The following is a 21,807-nucleotide window of genomic DNA, read 5'->3' on the forward strand; positions in this document are numbered from 1 at the left end:
ACCTTGACAGAATAAGAAATCCCCCAGAGGTTTACTTGGGGGGTGAAGCTGGTTGCTATTTTTTATGCTTGCTGCGGCAATCCTCAGGAAGACCGGAGGACCACGGAAGGAGTTCTGTCATTTCTTCTTTTGCCGGAAATGCACCGAGATCTTTCATCTTTTCCAGCACATAGGTTAGATAGTTGTATGGCTTCAGACCATTCAGAAGAGCTGTTTCTGTGATGCTGTATACAGTCGCGCTGGTCTGTGCTCCCCTGATACTTTTGGAAAACAGCCAGTTACGGCGGCCTATGGCAAAATTTTTCAGTGCCCGTTCCGCAACTGAATTATCAATACTTAACTGCCCGTCTTCCAGATATCTTTTCAGATATGTTTCCTGGTTCAGGGTATACAGCACTGCTTCCCCGATCTTCGAGGATCTGTCCACAGCATCCTCCAGGGTATGCAGCCACTCAAAGAAAGCCTCTAAAAGCGGCTTTGCCTGCTTTTGACGCTCTTCATACCTTTCTTCCGGCGTTTTATCACGGATGATCTCTTCAATCTTATAGAGCATTCCGATCCGTGCCATTGCCTGATATGCAGTTGTTTCCTTCAGCTGCTCTTTGGTGAAGTCCTTTTTTAAAATAGTCAGGGCTTCATCAAACCTGCGCCTCGCATGGGCCATGCACCCTGTTACGGTGATCCTTCCCGGAAGGCTGTGGTATGCCTGGTATCCATCGCAGGTGAAATAACCATGGAACTGGTCACCGAGGAATCTGGCCGGATGATATCCGGCGCGCGTCCTTTCGTATTGGAAGAGCACCATCCGCGGTGAGCCGCTGTATTCATCTGTGAGATAGACCCACATCCAGTTCTGGGTGGAACCTTTCTGCTCCGGCTCATCGATCACCTGGACCCGGGTCTCATCCACATGGGCATATCTGCTCCGAAGGAATTCTTCCTTCATCAGCTCACAGAGCGGCTGCAGGTACCGGCCCGCACACTGGATGATCCAATTCGCCATGGTCTTTGTTGAAAGGTTCAGGTCATAACGGGCGAATTCCCGTTCCTGACGTGCAAGGGGCATGCCGTTCACATACTTTGCATTCATGATGCCTGCCACCAGGGATGGCGTTGCCACACTTCCTTTGAGGAGGGAAGGTGTCTTTTCCGGACGCTTCATCGCACCGCATTTCGGACAGCTGTAAACACAGGTATTCTCCTCCACGGCCTCAAAACGTGCGGGGACGAATTTCAGACGCTTTACGGTCTCTTTCGTTACAACTTTATATTTCATACCGCAGTCCGGGCAGTATCTGTCCATCCCAGTCAGCTTGTATTCGATCACTTCCGTCGTTTCAAAAGCGGAAAGGTCCTCCTCCTTTTTGCCGGAACGTTTCTTTCTTTTATAGGAAGATGGATGGATCTCTTCCATGTCCGGCTCCGGCGCATCCGGATCTGCTTCCTGTTCCGCTTCATTGAAGAGGTTCAGCTGGGTATAGCCATCCGCATACTTCTCACTGGATGCCCCAAACCGTTTGCGCTGTGCAAGGGTCAGGCGGTCGGAAAGCATCGCGTTCAGGAACTCCAGCTCCTTTGTTTTTTCCGTAAGGATCCGGATCTGGTTTTCCTGTTCCTGCTGGTGCTTCTGCATCACCCGCATCAACGCTATGATATTTTCCCTGCTCATGCCGTTCAGCTGTTCTTCTGTAAAAAGCGGCTCCATCCTGTAACCTCAACTTTCTAAGATCTCTAACAGAAAGTATACCATGGAGAAGGGGCAGAGAAAAAGCCGCATAAAAGGAAGAAAATTTCGGCTTTTTGCGGATTGACAGAGCTAAGCTCACACGACAACCTTCGGATGGCGCTCTTCAAAAGCACCGCTGGGCTTGAGGGATAGACCATCACACAGCCAATGGATTTCTTTTAATGTGACTTTTTCAGTTCATCCGGTGTATCAGGCCAATGGAAAGAATCACGGTCCGGTCGTTTCATCAGGATCCAGAATCCGGATCCGTCCCACGGAAGGATCTTGATCAATGTGCGCCTGCGATTGCAGAACGCGAACATACCGCGGGAGTACGGGTCGAGATGGAATTTCAGTTTGATGACCGCTGCCAGACCCGTGTAGCTTTTACGGAGGTCTGTGCAGCCGCATGCCAGATAAACAGTAGTGCTACCGGAAAAATCAAGCATAGCTCTTTAACGTCTGAAGAAGGGCTGCCATCAGCCTGGATGGACAGTCAGCACCGATCTCGATCCGGATATTTTCCGGGAGACAGATCGCCACAGGGGAGTTACCCATGTTTTCAGCAGTTCGGATCTCCTGAACAGATGGAAGCTTTGCGAACACCGTCTCGCTGTCCTCTTCTTTTTCGGAGACTTCTGACTGGATCTTTCGGATCCAGTAACCCAATGTAGACTGTGGAACCCCATTCTGTTTACACCAGTCTTTACGGGATAAACCACTTGCCTGGAAAGCGCTGATCCGGTCTGTCCAAGGATCAGTCTTTGAAGCTGCATTGTCATTCATATTTATAATCATCACCTCCATCATTTGAAATCATCTTATCAAATGTGGAGATAAATTTGTAGATACGGATTATTACCTACTTACATATTTTCCGCCAAGGCGCACATAATATCAGTCCTCGCCGTATTTGTCCTTCTGTGTGTAGTCGATTACCTCCACGATATCGCCCACATAGAGCTTCGGATAACTCTTAATGTTTTCATAGTCCGTCCCCGCCCAGACGCGCACGTTTACATCGTCCGCCACACATCTGCCGCGGAACAGCTCTTTTCTGTCCGCCGGATCGCTGCCGCCGGACGTCTGACCGCCGCTCTTTACATAACGGCGCACCTCCAGAAGCTGGTAGGTGTGGCGGTACTCGGTCGCCTTTTTCCTCACTGGACCGATGCCAGCCCCATGTCCCGAAAACTCACCGTTTCCCATATAATACTCCACATGACGTGAATCGTAGCGGGACGGCCCCCAGAACACAAGATTCCCCTCCTGCATCTTTACAAGATCCTTTTTCGAAAGGCTCTTCCTGCTGGCGTCTGTATTTTTCAATACCAGCGTTCCTTTGTCGATCTGCTCGCCGGTCCATGTGCCAACGAAGATGCCGAGACCACGCTCATAGCATTTCCACACCAGAGACGAGCAGTCCGAATATCCATCAAAAACATTCTCGCGCAGATAGCTCTGCGTGTAGGAATTTCTCCCCTCACGCGACCGGATCAGCGCGCTGACATCTGCAATGCCTGCCATAGTTTACCTCCAAATACTTAGGTTACCCTATCAGCATATGCAGCATATCCCAGCTTTGGAAACAGATAGCGCCTGCCTTTTGAAACGCAGACTCTTTTCTATTTTAACAAATCATAATCACATGGTCTAATGATCATATTTTTAAAATTAACTATCATGTCATTATCAAGCATCGGTTCTCCAACCACCGCAGGACATCCCAGCTTCAGTGCCAGCGCTACCGTGCTGCACTGTTCATAATATTCCGCCCTTTCTCTTACCAATAACTGATGTTCAAAATCCGGTGACTGCAGTTTTACATTGGAGAGTATTTCCAGATAGGCAATAATACTCTCCAGATATCGGTTTTCATAATGGCACATTTCCTCCAGCATTCTTGAGACAGAGCTGTGCGTAATATAAACATTATCAAATTGCTCTAACGTATCCAGCTTGTCCTCTATCGCAATCATATATAAACCCCACGCATCTATCGCAATGCATCTGTTGACATCAAAACCAAGTTTCTTTTTTATTACCTGCACCCGCACATGCCAGTTTTCTCTCCTGTAAGTATCCTTTACACTATTAACCCTTGTTTCCAGCATTCCATTCCAGGTCGTCTCTCTGTGCGGAGGGTATTTTCGCTGCCAGATCAAAAACATGGCTCTTTCTCTCGTCAGATACGTACTGCCCTTAGACTGTGCAAGAATGCCGAAAAATGCATTATCTACATTAAAATGCTCCCATGCTTTTTTCGCATTCAGGTTGCACATATATGCAATCAGCGCCACACGATGATACTCCTGAGGCAGAAGTAACCCCTCCTCAACGAAGGATATCCGTTCCTCTTCAAAACGCTCCGGATGATTAAAGGAATTCGTATACAGCATTAATTCATGCTCCCAGAAGATCCTGATATTTTTATCCTGCATCTCATTTTTATGTACAGAAAAAAATCTCAGTGCTTCCTTTATATCACGCCGATACTGAATGATATAATCAATATATGCTCTGTAGGCATATTCCGGTTCATCCTTCACATATTCCGCATGGTTTTCAAACAGATCCCGAAACATGGCATCCGCTTTCTCCAGCATCCAGTTTCTTTTATAGAATTGAAGAATTTCCAGCCATAATTCCAGAGACGGATTATTTTTCCAGCTTTCCACCACTTTTGCTTCTGCTTCTTCAACCGTATGACTATTTTCAAACAGAAAGTTTTCAAAAGCAGTTATCGCTTTCTCATTCCCTTCCGCTCTGATAAATACCAGATGTCTTTCCATGTCAGCCGTCACGTTCCAGCCAAAGATACGTCTTCCCCATCCATATAGATTCATCAGCATCGCCACAACAGCCATCCGCTCTCTCTGGTCGATTTTCTCTATATTATTCTCGACAGCAACAATCAGGCGCTGCATATCCCTTTCCAGACATTGCGTTCTTTTAAGCATTGCCGGATTTTTAAACTCAAATGTCCGCATCATTTCATTCATCGCACCCAGGCTGTCAATAAGCACTTTATCCGCTTCCGACAAGGCAGAAAAAACGGATAAGTCTATTTTTCCACCCTGGCATAAAGTTCTTGCATACTTCAGCTCAAGATCGCGCTGATCGATTTCTCCAAATAACGGTCCATATTTTTTCAGGAGCGGATAAATTGTTATTATCCGATATGTATCCTGCAGGAAAAAGAACGTGTTAAATAACACGCATCCTTCCCTCTTCAATATCGCTGATAAATATAATTCATCCGCTTTTTCCAAAATAATCAGAAAACACTCCCGTGCCTTATATAAGGCAGCACGATTTATACGCTCCGTATCTACCGTACCATCTTCCCTTGTCGCCTCCTGGATCGCCAGAAAATAGTATGCGCACGCCAGACTTTCCAGCACTGCATAATCGCTCCCGATCCGATAAGCACGGTTCAAGCAGCGAACAGACCTGGTGTATTGTTTATAACGCTCCCCATATACAAATCCTATCATCTGATAAATTAATGCTTCTTCATCCGGCTCGGTAATCTCCAGTTTCAGATTCTCGTGCTCATCGACCATATGCCCCAGCGTATCTTCCGCCGCGGCATTTTCTTCATACGCTCTTCCGAGATCATAAAACACTTCCGCCAGTATACGTACATTCTCGCTGTCTGTGCCATCTCCCAAAATTTTTTTTGCATATTCCATCGTTTCTTTATAATTCTTTTTTCCAAAATTGTAAGTCAGCCACCGCAGCGGATCGTGCCCCTTTAAAAGTCCCCGTTGCCTCATCTCTTCTTCAAGAATATGATATTCATCATCCAGATAACATGCTTCAAAGCAGTAAAGCATATGCTGCATGTGATGTTTTATCATATGCGCGCTGCACTGTTCGAACCGCTCGTCCAGCATCGTTTCCTTTGCAAAAGCTATCGCCTTCTGGAATTTTATATCATCTATGTAAGCACGCACTTTTTCCGTCTGCATGCCAAGCCAGTCGTCGTACATACTCTGTTTTTGCGGAAGCCGGGTTGTCCCATCATATAGCAGCTGCGTTTTCCCGCATGCAACGTCCTCTTCCGGAATCCCGATAATCCGGGTTTCAAGCAGTATATTAAAATGGTTTTTCATAATACTTCTTATTATCCCCATTTTTACTGACGACACCCTGCCGCGATATACCGTTTCTCCCTCGCCAGACGATAGCAGTCCCAAAACGCTGAAATTCTCCTCTTCTCCATGCCAGACAGGCGCTCCGGAAAAGCCTTCCAGCTCATAAACTCTGTTGCCCTGATCAAGATATCCATCTTCCGCTCTGAAGGTAAATTCTCTTCTATCCGACAGACTATGAAGAACGGTTCCACGTGTCGTATCCATTATTTCCAGCAGTGGAATTCCCTGCTTTATCCCACCTGGAAAACCCTGTGAAAAAACCTTATCGCCTTTTCTTGCCTCTGCGATCAGATAAGGCGTTGCTTCCAACGGCAATGCGTCATCTTTCTTTAGATAGATGACAGCCGCATCAACAGAATGCTTTTTAATATTTCCTGTTTCTGTTATTTCATCAATCGGAGAATATACAACTTGTTCACGCCCCGCAAAAATACAACACTCCCGATAGTCTTCCTTTTGTCTGTCTATCGGGAGCAAAAAGTGAACCTCAATCGGGTCTGTCAGCGCTTCCAGCACATGTGCGCAGGTAAACACGAAGAACATAGAGCCTTTTCCGGAATAATATAAAACACCGCTGCCGCATGAAGTTCTCCTTGCATCCGTAATGAGTGCAGAATACTCCTGCGTCCTCCATTCCAGATCTTCCAGCAGCCTCATACCGGTGTCTCCCATAAAATCTCTTCCCCCTCCACAAAATGTACCTTATATTTTTGATCTTCCTCTGTTAAAAATCTGCTCCACCAGTTCACAGATCCATAGATATTTATATTCCCATACCATTTGAGCAGTTTTGCAATCGTCTGCTTGTCCGGATGCCGGAGACCTTCCGTGCAGATTATGTAATTTCTGCAATTGACTCTGCCGCTCCACTCCTCGGAAATATTTTTTACCGAGCCATGATGCGGCAGTTTGACCAGGTCATAGTTTCCATCTTTGATGTTTGCCAGCACATCCGCTGACCATGCATCTCCCGTAAATAGCATCCTGCAGTCACGGTAAATAAATTCAAATACAATACTGGCATGATTGTTTACACTTGTATCGCTGTATTTTATCGGGAGAGCCATCAGCTCCCGAAAGCTATATCCATAATCTGATGTCCTGCCAAGCGGTACAGAATCCTGCACATTCTTCTCTCTGTGCAGCGCAGATTCCACCGGCCACAAAATCCGAAACACCGCACCATCTGTTTCAAAAGTATTGCCTACCACAGCCGGTTTTACAGGTATACCGCATTTTATCAGTCTCGTATATACTTCATCGTTTTGCCGGACAGATAATTCTGTCTGGCCGGAAATCACATCCCCGTGATTCATCCACACTTCTGTAACCGGCAATTTTTCATTCCTGCGCAAATTACTGAGCAGTCCTCCAATATGGTCGTCATCCACATGCGTCAGTATAAGCGCATCAACACACTCTCCGGCAGCAGACATCTCTGCGCAGATATCGGCAAGCCTGTTTCCAAAGCGCATAACGCCCGTATCTATTATAATATTGCGAAAATTTCCAGATGCGCCGACATATCGCAGGCGCATACAGTCGCCCCTTCCGGCATTGTAATTAAAAATCTGCAGCATAGGTTCTGTTTCTGTCCTTCCCCCTTTACTTCCTTCAGCCTTCTGCAAGGCAAATCATGCTAACCAATAATCAACAGCGCACCAGCCTCTTCTACATCTGTCTGGCTCGTTGCTCTCGGGAATAAATAACCTGACATTTCAGCCAGGCTACCCTTTCTTACTTGATGTTATTGAAAAAAGCATTCAGGTAATACGATAGATTTGCTTCAATCATCCTGACATATCCCGGATAGCTGAAAATAACTCCAGGTTCATCCAGTCCCTCTGTATGACCTACACATGAAAAGCCATTTCTGTCTGCTCCGATATAGGTATCTATTGACCTCATCTGCCCATCCTGATTTTTCAGAATGATGTTCATTAACGTCAATCCATCTCCGATATCATATAAATCAACTTTACGTTCAGAAGCTTTGTACTTTATCATTCTTCAGCATCCTTCCCTTACTTTAGCCTCTCCCGCAGAACCTCCACCCTGCACTCATGTCGTTTATCCTCATCATCCTTGTTATAGGCAATCCCCACCGCAAGGATACGTCCCGTGTATTCCGGATTCTCCCCGAACTTTCCTTCAAACCGGAGCGCATACTGACGGTCCTTGATTTGCCGGATCGCTTCGTCCGCTGTGTGGTTCACTTTTAACTCAATAATAATACAATCCTCGTTTTTTACGAACGGATAAAAGATAAAGTCAACATAACCAAGACCCGCTTTGTCCTCGCGTTCAATACGATAGGAATCCAATGCTTTCAGATACACCCACCGGATAATAGACGCCAGCTCTGCCTCATTGCTGTATGTCTGCAGCGGGCTGTGCGTATTATGCGCGTACTCCATCAACTCCGTCATAGTTTTTGTATCGCCGGCTTTCGTCGCTGCGAGCATCCGCCCCGATTCTTTTGTCAGCTTATACACATTTCCAAGAGAAGGCTCCCGCTGTACTACTTCTGCAAACTTATCCATCAATTCTTTGTTCGGAATGGAAACATACCCGTCTTTAAAATTCAGAAATCCATACACTACCATCGCTGAGAATATCTCATCTTTTGTTTCCAGCTCCATCGATGTAGCAGCATATTCCTGTACTCTTGCCGGAACCGGATTATCCGCTACCATAGCGGCGATATCATCCTTGACAGCATCCGTATTGGCACCTATATAATAGAATATCTCATCATAAGGGCCCGAACTCGTCCAGTAGCTTCCCAACTGGTTGTCACTAAGCGCACCGACTACAGACCTGGGGTTATACAGCTTTTGGCCGCCTGCCGTCTGATATCCGTCATACCACAGTTCCAATTCCTCACGGGTCACAGCCGGATCTGGCTCTGTCTCCAGATACCTCTGATACAGAACATCCACTTCCTCATCGGTAAAACCGAAATATTCACTGTATTTTACCCTGGTGGCCATAGAATACTCAAAAAACATATTCAATTCTGAGCCGCTGGAATATTTTGCAATCGGCAGGATACCCGTCATGTATGCCATCTCCACATAGGCTTTATCCTTTAAAAGATTGCTTAAAAATTTCGTGAATCTAGCCTTGTCTTTATCTGCGGCAAAATCCTGATGATAAATATAATCCCATTCATCCAGCACAAAAATAAACTTCTCCCCATCACAGTATTCATGCACCTTCATCAAAGCATCCCATATGGCATCGTCTTTTTCTATTTCTGCATTAGGGTATGCTTTTCGCAAATCTGTCAGTAATCCTTTTTCAAACCGTGCAATATACTGACTATAGGAATTACCTTCTTTTGGCATCTCATTAAACATAATATGGATGACATTGTGTTTATTCAGATGTCCTTCATACCAGTCATACTTTGAAGCTTTCAAATTTCGAAAAAGCCTGCTGCTGTCTGCGCCTTTTCCAAAATAAGAAGCGATCATGTTAGCCATAACCGTCTTACCAAACCGGCGCGGTCTGGTGATCGCTACATATTTGGGCCCCTTTCCCTGATTAGGACCAGCTTCTTCCATTTCATTCCCTTCCAGTTCCACCAGCGGCACAAGTTCAGCAAGTATATCCGTCTTATCCACAAAATAAGTTGATGCGTATTCTCTGCGGAATAAACTATATGCACTCCGGCTATTTAAATAAATACCCATTCTATCCACACTCCTTTCCCGGCCAGCCGTTCTGGATCTGTCTAAGCAGTTCTGACTTGCCTGATCTCCCCATCTTGAAGCTGTCAGTTCTGCCCAGTCTCACCCGCCTTCCAACAGCGTATAATAACCCTATTATGTTTATCGTACCATAAAACTTCCCCTGTTACAAGATGGTTTGTCCTTGAGTTTCCGCAGTTCTATCCACAAAGCCGCTGATTGGCGATGCTGATTATGCACAACTTTCAAAAAATGCCAAAAATATAAGGAATCTCTTCCTTTTTTGTTGTAAAATTAAGTCACCACAACAATAATCCACTAAACAAAAATGAAAGGATTCCTTATGGCTAATTTTACATCAAATACCTATCAAATGAAACGGGAAATTTTATCTTTTTCAAATAAAATTTCCAGAAATCTTTCCAAACCGGAACGTAAATTTATGGCGGATATGAATTATGGTATGCTTGCTTCCGGAAGCTGTCTTCTCACCGACATCGCTGACCAGTTACATGAAACGTCCAGAAAAATCAATACCGTTGACCGCCTTTCCAGGCATCTTGCAAAGGGCACTCCGAAAGATGCTCTGAAAGCTTATCTGAAACAAGTAAAAAAATGGTGCCCTGATCAGCCGGTTATCCATATCGATGACAGTGATGTTGTGAAGCCTGACGGTTACCAATTTGAAGCCCCCGGATGGGTCCGGGATGGTTCTGAAAGCACAAAAACAAAGAATGTTTATAAAAAAGGATATCATGTCACAGAAGCCACCGTCCTTACAACCAGCAACCATCCTGTCAGCATTTTTTCAGAAATTCATTCTTCCGTGGAAAAAGATTTTACTTCCATCAATGATGTGACCTTCTCCGCTATGGAACGGGCAAAAGCTCTTTTCGGAAAAGCAACCTTTGTCATGGATCGCGGCTATGATGATAACAAGATGTTCCTGAAACTGGATTCCATGAAACAGGATTATGTGATCCGGCTGACTGCAAAGCGCAGACTGTTATACCATAATAAATGGACCCTGGCCACGGAGCTGCGTAACCGCAGAAAAGGGAAAGTAAAGCTTCCACTGTTTTACAAAGGAAAGAAACATGAAGCGTATCTTTCCCATGTAAAAGTTCAGATTACCGCATCCAGAAAAGATATGTATCCCGTCCTTGTTTACGGAATTACAGAGCATCCCATGATGCTGGCAACAAATAAGGCAATCAAATCGAAAGAAGATGTAATAAAGGTTGCAAAGCTTTACTTTTCCAGATGGAAGATCGAGGAATATTTCCGCTGCAAAAAACAGATGTTTCAGTTTGAAAATTTCCGGGTACGCAAGCTTAAGGCAATCAATGCTTTAAACTTTTATACTACTTTATGCATGGCATTTCTTGCCCATATTTCTATGAAGGCAGAAACAAATGCCCTTAAAACTGCAATTATACATACCGCAAATCCGATAAAAGAAAAGATAGCGTTTTGCTATTATCGGCTGGCTAAAGGTATCTCCGGCATACTGTCGTATGCAAAAGAGGGCATCAGGCTCTGGTTCCGGACAAGGCGTCCTGTATACCGTCAACTCTGCCTTAAGCTGGCTGTTTGAATAGATAAAAGAATATGTCTCCCAAAGTCCGGTTCCGGCGGGGCTTATTAAAGTACCTCTATTCACAGAACTGCCATTCGATACCTTTCAAAAAACGGCAGATTGGTACTTTAGGCAGACACATTTACTTTTTAATTACAGTTTGCGGAAACTCAAGTATCATATACGGTAGTAGTACTAATTTTTTCTTTTTTCTTTTGCTTACAAAAACTACAAATAATCCATGTATCCCTAATAATCCCGCCAATTTTAACGCCAAAAAGACCACCCTCTTTGGCCGGTCAGGTATAAACTTCAATATTTACTTAATTCTAGGAAACTGTTAAGCCACGCCTGCAATACTCATACTATTTCTTGGATGCATTTCTCGAAGTATCTCGGCCTGTTTCTTTGCCGCTATATGGATGTATATTTGAGTTGTCTTAATGGAACTGTGCCCTCGAATTTGTTGAACACAGCTCACATCTACACCTTCCTCAATTAAATAGGTTGCAAATGAATGCCGGAACATATGAGGAGTAATATTCCGCGCTATACCAGCCTGCTTCGCATACTTTTTTAACATTGATCGAATTGACTGTTCCGTATATCTATTTCCCCTGTTGTTAATAAAAAAACAGCCACTTTTTTTGATTTCATTTTCATTCTGCTTATAATATTTTCTTAAAACTGCAAGTACTGAGGAATTACTGATCTGGACATATCTCTCTTTTCCACCCTTTCCCATAATTCTGATCTGACCAGAATTTAGGTTTACACTGTCTTCTCGTATATTTGATATTTCGTACACTCTGGCACCTGTCGCAAAAAGAACTTCCACAACTGCTATATCCCTCAATTGGTATTTATAACCAGTTAGAACATTCTTCTTCAGACAGTCATACATATAATTCAGTAACTTCTCTATTTCTTCCCGCAGTATTATCCTCGGAAGAGTTATGGTTTCTTTAAATTTAACTTTAATCTTCCTAAAAGGATTGTACGAGATAATCTCCTCTTCCTCCAAATAATTGTAAAAGGCCTTTAAAGATGCGATTTTCCTTTTTACCGTCTTCTGCTTATATTTTTTATGTAGTTCAGTAATATATACTTCTATTTTTTCTTTATTGGGTTCATCACAGCAAATAAATGTAAAGTACTGGCACAAATCAATCCGATATGCTTTAATCGTATTTTTATCAAGTTCTTTTCTGTATTCGCAATATTCCAGATATGGCACCAATTTATCCTGTATCCTCATTTCATAAAACCTCCATTGTCTTTATTATATAAATAACATACTATCGTTTTCGGTACTATTTTCAATAGAAAGCTATTCGAAATGAAAAAATCAAAATATGATGTCCGATTTCACACCTCGCCATATCCCTTATTCCTAACCCGGACAAACCAGAAAAGCTTATTTTATATGTTTCTGCAACTTTCCACATTTTTTGCAATAAACATCTTCATCTACAATTGAAGTAAAATACTCCAACTTCAGCTTTTCGATTTGATCCGACACCTCTGCCGTATAAGATAATGTCAATTAATCAACGCTAACCCGCAAGGCTAAAAATACCCCTTGTGGTAAAATCGTCAGTATCTCACTGATTCCAACCACAGGGGGCATCTGCGCTATCTTTTCTACCGGAAGGTCCCATGTCAACAAGCTCAAAGGCGGTCTTCCTGGCCTTTTTCATACCATTTTTCGCTGCCTTCATACGTCTCGTCCCAGCCTCCTTTCTCACATTTCAGGCTGCAAACAATTCCTTTTGAGAAAACAGCATCTATCCTTACTTTAATCGCTCCCGCAGAACCTCCATTTTGCACTCATGCCGCTTGTTCTCATCATCCTTGTTATAAGCGATTCCCACTGCAAGGATGCGTCCTGTGTACTCAGGATTCTCCCCAAACTTTCCTTCAAAGCGCAAAGCATACTGACGTTCCTTGATTTGCCGTATTGCTTCGTCCGCTGTGTGGTTCACTTTTAATTCAATAATAATACAGTCCTCGCTCTTTACGAACGGATAAAAGATAAAATCAACATAGCCAAGACCCGCTTTGTCCTCGCGTTCAATACGATAGGAATCCAGTGCTTTCAGATATACCCACCGGATAATAGATGCCAGCTCCGCCTCATTGCTGTATGTCTGCAACGGACTGTGCGTATTATGCGCGTACTCCATCAGCTCCGTCATGGTTTTTGTATCGCCGGCCTTCGTCGCTGCGAGCATCCGCCCGGATTCTTTTGTCAGCTTATATACATTTCCCAAAGAAGGCTCCCGCTGTACCACCTCCGCAAACTTATCCATCAACTCTTTGTTCGGGATGGAAACGTACCCGTCCTTATAATTCAGAAAGCCATACACTACCATTGCTGAGAATATCTCATCCTTTGTTTTCAGCTCCATAGATGTTGCGGCATATTCCTGTACTCTTGCCGGAACCGGATTATCCGCTACCATAGCGGCGATATCATCCTTGACTGCGTCCGTATTGGCACCTATATAATAGAATATCTCATCATAAGGGCCTGAACTCGTCCAGTAGTTTCCCAACTGATTGTCACTCAGCGCACCAACTACAGATCTTGGGTTATACAGCTTCTGCCCGCCTGCCGTCTGATATCCGTCATACCACAGTTCCAATCCCTCACGGGTCACAGCCGGATCAGACTCTGTCTCCAGATACCTCTGATACAGAACATCCACTTCCTCATCGGTAAAACCGAAATATTCACTGTATTTTACCCTGGTGGCCATAGAGTATTCAAAAAACATATTCAGTTCCGAACCACTGGAATACTTGGCAATCGGCAGGATGCCGGTCATATATGCCATCTCCACATAGGCTTTATCCTTTAAAAGATTGCTTAAAAATTTTGTAAACCCCGCCTTATCCTTATCTGTGGCAAAGTCCTGATGATAGATATAGTCCCACTCATCCAGCACAAAGATAAATTTCTCGCCGTCACAGTATTCGTGAATTTTCTTCAAAGCATCCCACACAGCATCTGTTTCTCTGATCTTTACTTTCGGATATGCCATTATCAAATCATCTAGCAACAGGGACTTTATCCTGGCAATATACTGTGTATAAGTAGACACCTCATCCGGCATTTCATTAAACATAATATGAATCACATTATGCTTATTAAGATGCTCACGATACCATTCATACTTTGAAGCCCTCAAATTTCGGAAAAGTCTGCCGCTGTCCACACCTTTTCCAAAATAGGAAACGATCATATTCGCCATAACCGTTTTACCAAACCGGCGCGGTCTTGTAATCGCAACATATTTCTGTCCTTTGCCCTGATTGGGGCCAGACTTTTCAATTTCATTCTCTTTTAACTCTACAATTGGCACTAATTCAGCAAGTATATCTGTTTTGTCCACATAATAAGTTGACGCATAATCCTCGCAGAATAAGCTGTACGCGCTCCGGCTATTTAAGTAAACGCCCAATCTATCCACACTCCTTTCCCAGCCATCCGGTTTGAATCTGTCAGCCCATTCTAAAGTTATCCAGCTTCATCTGTCCCCACACAGTCGCTCCGTACAGTCTTTAGAGTCTATTTTTAATATTCCGGGATGATTCACACGCCTGTCTTCCAGCAGCGTATAATTACCCTATTATGCTTACAATACCATAAAACTCCCCCTGTTGCAAGAGGGTTTGCGGATAAATTCTCTGGATTTTCAGATAGCTTAAAATGTACCTGATAAATGCCGGGAAATTTCTTATTTTGTCAAGTACAGATGCTTACCTGCTTACGATAAAATATGACATAGCGAACACTATAGGGGTATATCTGAAGCTTAACATCCGGACAGATATAATTATCATCCGCTGGTTTTGGCACCAGTCATCCAAACAGAGCTTTAACGCGCTCATCCGGCCTGAAGCCGGATACCGCCATGTTTTTGTTTTTGACAAAACAGCATCTATCCTTACCTCAACCTCTCCCGCAAAACCTCTGCCTTACATTCATGTCGCTTGCTTTCATCGTCCTTATTATAAGCGATTCCTACTGCGAGAATGCACCCTGTGTATTTCGGGTTCTCCCCAAACTTTCCTTCAAATCGCAGCGCATACTTTCAATCTTTGATTTGCCATATTGCTTCTTCCTCCGTGTGGTTCACCTTTAATTCAATAATAATACAATCCTCATTTTTTACGAATGGATAGAAGATAAAATCTGCTCGTGTCAATTAGGGAATAAAAATTTTTTACATTCCTACTTTTTAATAAAATGTTTATCTGTCTCCGGTATTCCATCCTCATCAGACATATACCGCTCCACCCTCATATGCAGATTATACTTCACCCGAAGCTCTGCAATCTTATCCATCATTGGGGACGAATGATGTCTGTCAATCGCCTGCTGGTCTTTCCAGCAGGCAATCAGTAGAACCGTCTCCGGGTCTGCCTTAGGAATGAAATACTCATACCGCAGATTCCCCTCTTCCTTACGGATTTCCGCCACAGTACCACTTCTCTCCATTTCCTCCGCAAATTTCCGTGCATTGCCATCTGTCCCAGTATAATAAATATTTACAACTATGCTCATACCTGTCCTCCTGCTTTTTCTATTTTATTCCCAATCATATAATAGTTCTTTATTTTTTGCAGATGCCAAAAGACGTCCATAAATGCTTCTTTGTTGGATCAGAAAAGGCTGTTGGCCAACCGGCAAATGTAGCTATCGAAGAAACCGCACCTGCGGGTGGAAAAAATGATGTGAAAGCTATTGCAATCACTCCAACGGTTGCACACGCCTTTCCTACATTTTCAATAATCCCTTTATATTTCATCGCTTTCTGGGCTTTCACAATATCATCTTCTATTATTTGCATATTATCATAGGATACTATCTCCTAATGAAGAAGCTGTGTATATTCTGTCTAGCTTTTTAGACGTATATTTTAAAATTTTAACAGCTTCAGCTCCTTCCTTTACAGGAACCTTCACACCAATATGAGAAGACTCAGCCATATCTGAAATTGTCGCATTAATTACTTGAGATACTAAATCATTGTGATAAGCAATATTGAATAACTCCTTATATTCTTTAAGCACTTCAAAGACAGGATTATGATAAATAAAGTCTCCCAATTCTATGAAATGGTCTAAATCAATGCCATTATAATCCTCTTTAGACTCAAGCCGGAAAGTCTTGAGAAGCTTAACGCTATTGTAGTCAAGATTGTATTGATCCTCAAACTCTAAAAATTCTTTAACTTTTTCATTCCATTCATCGAATATCGCCTTAATTCTATCTACTGTATAATACTTGATATCAAGCCCTTTCTCTGCCATCATCCATTGAACTATGTCTATGTCAAAAGTGAAAAAACCTTCCACGTCATATTCACTTTTTTTATATGGCAAGATAATTTCTTTCTCAATCAGTTCCCCATCAATGCACCTATATGTAAATGGATCTACATAAACTGCACCAGCAACTATAAATTGCTCAAGAATCATTTGGGCGTACCATCTCTCCCATTCCAAAGTGAAATTAAGCCACAGGCACTACCTTCCCATGGCCCAATTTTACCACGCTGTTTAAAGTGATCCAGGAGCGGGTGTATTACCTGTATAAAGAAAAGAAACAGCCCCTGATCCTTGCGATCGATGAAGCGCAGTATCTGAATTATAATATCCTGCGGGACCTGAAGATGCTGATGAATTACCGTTATGATTCCCTGAACTGCTTCAGCCTGGTACTGATAGGAGAGCCGTATCTGAACCATATCCTGGAGAAGCAGGTCCACGAAGCCCTCCGGCAACAGATTACCGTCCATTATAATTATGAAGGGCTATCTGATCAGGCGGTGCCGGATTATATCCAGCATAAGCTGGAACTTACGGGAAGGAGCCGCAGCATCCTGGGAGGGGACGCTGTCAGCGCAATCCATGGATACGGTGGGCAATGCCCGGAAGATAGACAACCTAATGACAGATGCCCTGACGATCGGGGCACAGCAGGATAAGCATACGATTGATGCAGAGATCATACTGGCTGCAGCCAATAATCAGTCCCTGACATAATTAAGATAAGATGCCGGAACAGCGACAGAAGCGTGATTTTGAGACGTGATTCTGCCGCTGTTTTTGGTATCGTAATATTCACAAATCAAATACGTTAAAATAATCCACCGTACCATCCCAGCTCTGCTCAACTGCATCGCCCGTCCCGAGATTAACAGACACCGAATACCGTACCTGCCCGGTCTGCAGTTCAACTATATCTGCATATTCCATAGTATGGTCATTATTTTCATAATCAAAATCGAAGTAAACGTTTTGATACTCATCAGCCCCCATCTTCCGCAAATAGTAATTCTGCAAAACTGACCATATGTTTTCACAGAGTCCATTTCTAAAGTACGGTGCCTGAACAATGTCGTATCCTTTGAGTGCCGGTCCGGCCATATTTCTCTGCACTGTTTCTTCTGCAATATTGTCTTCATTCAGCCCGGTCCAGGCAAACTGCGCTTCACTATAAACATTAAGATATTTATCATAATTGCCATCAAACGCCGTAATCGTTCCATCCACTTCTTCTACCGTATAGTTCTCACTGTTTATATAATAGTAAAGAATTGTATCACACGATTTTCCATCTTCATTTATCTTGTAATAGTGTTGAAAGTTATGCTGAGCGCCTCCGGATCCATTTTCCGAAATAATACCATCTTCACAAATTGTAAGGTGAGATCGTTCTGCACCGCTAAACATATGTATAACAGCTCCATCAACATAAGAAAATACATCAATGACACTGCAGGAACCATTTGAAAGCATCCCTATCAATAGCTCCTGAATCCCATTTCCGTCTAAATCCTCCAGAGTGAATGCCAGACTGATCGTGCCGTCATAATTTCCAAAATATAGCAAATAATTGACAATATTCTCCGGATTACTGCTCATCTCCAAATTAAGGTTTCCGCTGTTCCATACATCATAATACTGCCATAATATGTTCCCATATGCCGACAGCATATCACTGTTCTCAGATTTGTTATGTTCTCCGCCCATGACTGCAATTTCTTCATCCGTCATACGGTAAAACTCCAGGCTCGGAAAAATCTTCTCCACAGTATCCAGATCCATCCGTGTAATATCTCCCGCTTTTTGCAGCCATTCCTTATAGTCTTCATAATTATGAAACTCAAGAAGGCTCAATAATTGAGAATCATTCACCAGCATATTATAAACACAGTAATATCCTCTATAATCCACATACAGCAAATTTTCCATCAGATTCTGTATCTTTTCAATTCTATTTATCTGTTCCGGACTCTGTATGAAGACAACTTCCGCTTCAATCGCCTTATTCAATGCATCGCGTATTTTTCGAATTGCAAATACTTCATTATAACGCCTATATATGTTGGTCGTGCCAAAAAGCATATCTCCGCCCAAAATGCCAAGTTTAAACGATGCCTGTCCTAAGGAGATCATATCGCCTACTGCCTTCGCCGAATCATTGAGGAAGCGCAGCACCTCATAATCTGTCTCACTCAGAGCCAGTACATCCTTACTTGCCAGCAGTTCCGGAATAATGCCATCAAATATGACATCCTTCCCCAGAAAAACTGCCGCATCTCCAGCCGCATCCGCAATCTGGTCCAACTGATACCGAAGCATAATGCCGACATCTTTCTTCAATATATTTGCTGCGGCAGCCAAATTCTCATCTTCCGCATATGTCTCAATTGCATTTAAAAAATCACTATACATCGTGTAATTTTGCAGAATCTGTTCATATAGCTCAAATTTCTCCTGCTGTTCCAATACAAATCCTGCCCCGTCCCAGGTCACCCCTATGGAATACTGTAAATCTTCCAGTTGTCTTCTTATGTTCTCCGTGGCATTTGCAGTAGCGGATGCATCCACCCCGACAACTGCCGTCATAATATCAACTACATCCTGACCGTATTCTGCCACATCCTTAATTTTATCCAGGTCTTTCTGCGCATCCATGTAGTCTTTTAAGTCATAAGACATTGCCGAAAGCATGCCGGTCAAGATCTCCAGATATCGCTTCTGATCCAAGGTTTCGCCCAAAACTACGGAAGCCCCGTCTACAGCCCACTGCATTCCATCCATCTTGTCTACAAGCTGACAGTATTGTACTTTATCATAATCATTCAGATAATTGTGCCACACACTTTCCATTGCATTTTTATAGTTTTCATATACGTCCGTTTCATAATAACGAAGGTCATATACACCCGTCTCATTTACCAGAAAATCCGGCATAGATGCCGAAGACTGCCCTCTGACATTTGTAATCTCCGGATCGTCCAGCCATATGGTTCCGTCATCTTCTGCACAAACGATTGCTGATGCCAAAAGCCACAGCGTCATTCCCAAAATCAAGCTCCGTTTTTTCATTGTTCTCCCTCCCAAATATGATGTATCAACATCCTGATACATGGATTTTGCCTAAAACCATCGTTGTCCCCTGACCAGATACAAAAATCAGTCTTTCAAGAAATAGCATGTCAAAAGTGCAAATCGCCGAGTCAGGTGGAAATGCGTATTATCACTACTTCACATGGATTACCCCATCTCGGAACAGAAGCCGTGTTGGAGCTGCCGGAAGTAACAATCAATCTGCTATCGTAGATTCCCCTCGTATATTTGGGAAAAAGTCCCTGTCCCGGTGCGTAAATTCCCCGATTCCATATACGTATCTGACCGCCATGCGCGTGTCCGGACAAAATTAAATCAATCCCCCGTCCTTTTAAATAACGATCATAGTATTCCGGATGATGGCAAAGCAATATCTTATAGCCGTCTTTTGCGCAAAATTCATTTAGCCATTCCAAATCTGCATCGGATGACAAGCCCCCAATACGAATTGTCATGCCGTTTATACAAATCTGACAGTCTGCATTATTCAGCAGCTGTCCCCCGCTCTCTTGGATAACCTCCAAATCTTCCGGCAGTAAATACCACTCATGATTTCCGATACTTAAAAACACCGGAGCAATCCTTTCGGCTTCCCGCAAAAATTGATAAGCATATTCCGTTTCATGCTTATGCTCTCCGAATATCCGCTCAAACAAGTCATCCGCCTTCATCAGAATGCGGCGCAGCATCTTCTCCAGGATTCCTTCCTCTGCTGTCCTAATGGTATCCCTGTCTGATCCATGCCGCTCAAAGGTATCCCCGGCAACCATGATCATATCCGGTTTTCCCTGCCGCAAAAGCGCAAGCACTTCCTGCGAATCATGTTCATGCAGATCAAATATCAGACCGAGGGTCAGCTTTCCCGGCAAACCTGCCGTCACCTTATATTCCGTTAAAATAAACTTGTCTTTCATCAAATCTCCTTTAATGCTAAAATCCTTCTTTTCTTCGCACTTTGCGCAGCTCCGCCCGCTTTTGGGCTGCTTCCCATTCTGCTTTTGCACTCTCCCCCTCTGCCAAAAGACCCGGAACCGGACGCGATTTCCCATTCCGATCCACAGCTACCATCACCACATAGGCACGATTAATCATCGTTCTCGTACCATCCAGAGCTTCCCGATAGGTATCCACACGTACCTCCATAGAAGTATTTCCCACATAAGTCAGATGCCCCCGGACAACCACCGTGTCATTCAGATAGGCACCCGCCTTAAAAATCAGATTGTCGAAACATGCCGTCACAATATCCGACTCCGCATGGCGTTTACCCACAATACCTGCCACTTCGTCTATCCATGCCACCAACTGCCCGCCAAACAGCCGACCGCTGCCATTGATATGACGCGGCATCAGAAGATACGATTGTTCCACCTGAGAATCACTCGCCCGCTTCATTTTTCGTTGTTCCTGTTCCATATTCCTGTATTCCTCCCTCAACACATTTTTATTGCACGAAACCATTTTTTCGCTCAATTTTTCGACTAATGCTCAACGTATTCTCCGTCACATTGCAGGGCATATACCAGATTTCCACGCCTGCTCTTTCCGCTGCCTCCAGGGCTTCGCCAAATTCAGAGTCCGTCGCCATATTGGGCAGCACCTCTGTAACCCCTGCCATTGGAATCACGAACGCTACGATCCCATGATCCCCCTCCAAAACAGCCTTCTGCAGTTCCCGCACATGCTTTCGCGCCCGGTCACTTGGGGCATCCGGAAAAAATCCCTTCCCTTCCACCTCAAGCGTGCAGCCCTTTACTTCCAGCAAGTATTTCTCTTTCCCTTTTTCCATATAAAAATCAATGCGGGAAGCGCCATATTTATATTCCGGCTTTACATAAGTGTAGCCCTGCCGCACCAGCCACTCCCCCATTACCCTGTTCGGCGCCTGGCTGTCAATATTCACCCATCCAAGACTTTTCTTATAAGCACTGATTAAATCATATTTTGTTTTCCGATTCACATTATCTGACAGCTCCAAAGCCACATCCGCTCCCGGAAAAAGCAGTTCACGGCACCGCCCCGTATTCTTCACATGGACAGTTTCCAGTCTGCCGTCAATCCACACATGTGCTGCAAAGCGATTACATCTCTCTTCAAATTTCCCATATACTATCTGCTCATATCTCATATTGCCATACCCATCTGTCATTTTCTTCTGCAATTACACTATCCGTCACCAGATGTATTTTACAACAATCATACTACAAATCCGCATTG

General features: G+C 43.7%; 19 protein-coding genes. 2 read left to right on the plus strand and 17 right to left on the minus strand.

Annotated features, from left to right (window positions below; all coding sequences use genetic code 11):
• Positions 1–55: 55 nt before the first annotated feature.
• The 8 genes from tnpC to NQ534_RS01235 form a co-directional block, all read right to left on the minus strand.
• Entirely contained in the window at positions 56–1,705 is a 1,650-nt protein-coding gene (gene tnpC, locus NQ534_RS01205; RefSeq protein ID WP_006864048.1) for an IS66 family transposase, read from the minus strand.
• 200 nt (positions 1,706–1,905) lie between these two features.
• A complete protein-coding gene (gene tnpB, locus NQ534_RS21815; RefSeq protein ID WP_006864050.1) occupies positions 1,906–2,175 on the minus strand; it encodes an IS66 family insertion sequence element accessory protein TnpB in 270 nt (89 codons plus the stop codon).
• Positions 2,168–2,536 (minus strand): IS66 family insertion sequence element accessory protein TnpA, encoded by a 369-nt coding sequence (tnpA, locus tag NQ534_RS01210; protein WP_260042953.1) that lies wholly within the window; start codon positions 2,534–2,536, stop codon positions 2,168–2,170. The genes tnpB and tnpA overlap by 8 nt, the downstream gene beginning before the upstream one ends.
• An 87-nt stretch (positions 2,537–2,623) precedes the next feature.
• Positions 2,624–3,253, minus strand: a complete 630-nt coding sequence (locus NQ534_RS01215) for an NlpC/P60 family protein (protein ID WP_006864068.1) — start codon at positions 3,251–3,253, stop codon at positions 2,624–2,626.
• A gap of 98 nt (positions 3,254–3,351) precedes the next feature.
• Positions 3,352–6,543, minus strand: a complete 3,192-nt coding sequence (locus NQ534_RS01220; protein ID WP_040785108.1) for a S1 family serine peptidase — start codon at positions 6,541–6,543, stop codon at positions 3,352–3,354.
• Entirely contained in the window at positions 6,540–7,466 is a 927-nt protein-coding gene (locus NQ534_RS01225) for a ComEC/Rec2 family competence protein (protein WP_006864066.1), read from the minus strand. Before NQ534_RS01225 ends, NQ534_RS01220 begins: the two co-directional genes overlap by 4 nt.
• Positions 7,467–7,623: 157 nt before the next feature.
• Positions 7,624–7,893 carry a hypothetical protein gene (locus NQ534_RS01230; RefSeq protein WP_006864065.1) on the minus strand — a complete coding sequence of 90 codons (270 nt, stop codon included), beginning with the start codon at positions 7,891–7,893 and terminating at the stop codon, positions 7,624–7,626.
• Between the two features lie 17 nt (positions 7,894–7,910).
• Positions 7,911–9,584, minus strand: a complete 1,674-nt coding sequence (locus NQ534_RS01235) for an AAA family ATPase (RefSeq protein WP_006864064.1) — start codon at positions 9,582–9,584, stop codon at positions 7,911–7,913.
• Between the two features lie 340 nt (positions 9,585–9,924).
• Here NQ534_RS01235 and NQ534_RS01240 point away from each other — a divergent pair, with 340 nt between their 5' ends.
• Positions 9,925–11,178: a transposase gene (locus tag NQ534_RS01240; RefSeq protein ID WP_242655416.1), complete on the plus strand. Its 1,254-nt coding sequence runs from the start codon at positions 9,925–9,927 to the stop codon at positions 11,176–11,178.
• Between the two features lie 322 nt (positions 11,179–11,500).
• Here the strand turns inward: NQ534_RS01240 and NQ534_RS01245 are convergent, their stop codons facing one another.
• From NQ534_RS01245 to NQ534_RS01270, 5 genes are all read right to left on the minus strand, one after another.
• Positions 11,501–12,418, minus strand: a complete 918-nt coding sequence (locus NQ534_RS01245; protein ID WP_006864062.1) for a tyrosine-type recombinase/integrase — start codon at positions 12,416–12,418, stop codon at positions 11,501–11,503.
• A 535-nt stretch (positions 12,419–12,953) separates the two neighbouring features.
• Positions 12,954–14,627: an AAA family ATPase gene (locus tag NQ534_RS01250; RefSeq protein WP_040785107.1), complete on the minus strand. Its 1,674-nt coding sequence runs from the start codon at positions 14,625–14,627 to the stop codon at positions 12,954–12,956.
• 773 nt (positions 14,628–15,400) lie between these two features.
• Positions 15,401–15,733, minus strand: coding sequence for a putative quinol monooxygenase (locus NQ534_RS01260; protein ID WP_006864059.1), 333 nt, complete (start codon positions 15,731–15,733; stop codon positions 15,401–15,403).
• Positions 15,734–15,782: 49 nt separating this feature from the next.
• Complete coding sequence (locus NQ534_RS01265; RefSeq protein WP_143115917.1) at positions 15,783–15,995, minus strand: hypothetical protein; 213 nt, start codon at positions 15,993–15,995, stop codon at positions 15,783–15,785.
• 28 nt (positions 15,996–16,023) lie between these two features.
• Positions 16,024–16,650, minus strand: coding sequence for a hypothetical protein (locus NQ534_RS01270; protein ID WP_006864057.1), 627 nt, complete (start codon positions 16,648–16,650; stop codon positions 16,024–16,026).
• A gap of 101 nt (positions 16,651–16,751) precedes the next feature.
• On the opposite strand from NQ534_RS01270, the gene NQ534_RS01275 reads away from it, so the two are divergent.
• Complete coding sequence (locus NQ534_RS01275) at positions 16,752–17,159, plus strand: AAA family ATPase (protein WP_242655415.1); 408 nt, start codon at positions 16,752–16,754, stop codon at positions 17,157–17,159.
• 136 nt (positions 17,160–17,295) lie between these two features.
• On the opposite strand, the gene NQ534_RS01280 is transcribed toward NQ534_RS01275, so the two are convergent.
• The 4 genes from NQ534_RS01280 to sfsA all read right to left on the minus strand — a co-directional run bounded on the left by NQ534_RS01280 (position 17,296) and on the right by sfsA (position 21,739).
• Positions 17,296–19,569, minus strand: coding sequence for a hypothetical protein (locus NQ534_RS01280; protein WP_040785104.1), 2,274 nt, complete (start codon positions 19,567–19,569; stop codon positions 17,296–17,298).
• A gap of 131 nt (positions 19,570–19,700) precedes the next feature.
• Positions 19,701–20,504, minus strand: coding sequence for a metallophosphoesterase (locus NQ534_RS01285; RefSeq protein ID WP_006864054.1), 804 nt, complete (start codon positions 20,502–20,504; stop codon positions 19,701–19,703).
• 16 nt (positions 20,505–20,520) lie between these two features.
• The gene (locus NQ534_RS01290; protein WP_040785102.1) at positions 20,521–21,006 is read right to left on the minus strand and encodes an acyl-CoA thioesterase; all 486 of its coding nucleotides are present in this window, start codon (positions 21,004–21,006) and stop codon (positions 20,521–20,523) included.
• Between the two features lie 28 nt (positions 21,007–21,034).
• Entirely contained in the window at positions 21,035–21,739 is a 705-nt protein-coding gene (gene sfsA, locus NQ534_RS01295; protein WP_006864052.1) for a DNA/RNA nuclease SfsA, read from the minus strand.
• Between the last annotated feature and the right edge of the window lie 68 nt (positions 21,740–21,807).

The sequence above is a fragment of the Marvinbryantia formatexigens DSM 14469 genome, from assembly GCF_025148285.1.
GTDB classification, from domain to species: domain Bacteria; phylum Bacillota; class Clostridia; order Lachnospirales; family Lachnospiraceae; genus Marvinbryantia; species Marvinbryantia formatexigens.

Coding starts and splice junctions, on each gene's coding strand:
- NQ534_RS01285 (WP_006864054.1), bottom strand. CDS start 20,504: ATGAAAGACAAGTTTATTTTAACGGAATATAAGGTGACGGCAGGTTTG.
- NQ534_RS01270 (WP_006864057.1), bottom strand. CDS start 16,650: ATGATTCTTGAGCAATTTATAGTTGCTGGTGCAGTTTATGTAGATCCA.
- NQ534_RS01290 (WP_040785102.1), bottom strand. CDS start 21,006: ATGGAACAGGAACAACGAAAAATGAAGCGGGCGAGTGATTCTCAGGTG.
- tnpB (WP_006864050.1), bottom strand. CDS start 2,175: ATGCTTGATTTTTCCGGTAGCACTACTGTTTATCTGGCATGCGGCTGC.
- NQ534_RS01220 (WP_040785108.1), bottom strand. CDS start 6,543: ATGAGGCTGCTGGAAGATCTGGAATGGAGGACGCAGGAGTATTCTGCA.
- tnpA (WP_260042953.1), bottom strand. CDS start 2,536: ATGATGGAGGTGATGATTATAAATATGAATGACAATGCAGCTTCAAAG.
- NQ534_RS01235 (WP_006864064.1), bottom strand. CDS start 9,584: ATGGGTATTTATTTAAATAGCCGGAGTGCATATAGTTTATTCCGCAGA.
- NQ534_RS01260 (WP_006864059.1), bottom strand. CDS start 15,733: ATGAGCATAGTTGTAAATATTTATTATACTGGGACAGATGGCAATGCA.
- NQ534_RS01245 (WP_006864062.1), bottom strand. CDS start 12,418: ATGAGGATACAGGATAAATTGGTGCCATATCTGGAATATTGCGAATAC.
- NQ534_RS01215 (WP_006864068.1), bottom strand. CDS start 3,253: ATGGCAGGCATTGCAGATGTCAGCGCGCTGATCCGGTCGCGTGAGGGG.
- NQ534_RS01280 (WP_040785104.1), bottom strand. CDS start 19,569: ATGAAAAAACGGAGCTTGATTTTGGGAATGACGCTGTGGCTTTTGGCA.
- sfsA (WP_006864052.1), bottom strand. CDS start 21,739: ATGACAGATGGGTATGGCAATATGAGATATGAGCAGATAGTATATGGG.
- NQ534_RS01240 (WP_242655416.1), top strand. CDS start 9,925: ATGGCTAATTTTACATCAAATACCTATCAAATGAAACGGGAAATTTTA.
- tnpC (WP_006864048.1), bottom strand. CDS start 1,705: ATGGAGCCGCTTTTTACAGAAGAACAGCTGAACGGCATGAGCAGGGAA.
- NQ534_RS01225 (WP_006864066.1), bottom strand. CDS start 7,466: ATGCTGCAGATTTTTAATTACAATGCCGGAAGGGGCGACTGTATGCGC.
- NQ534_RS01230 (WP_006864065.1), bottom strand. CDS start 7,893: ATGATAAAGTACAAAGCTTCTGAACGTAAAGTTGATTTATATGATATC.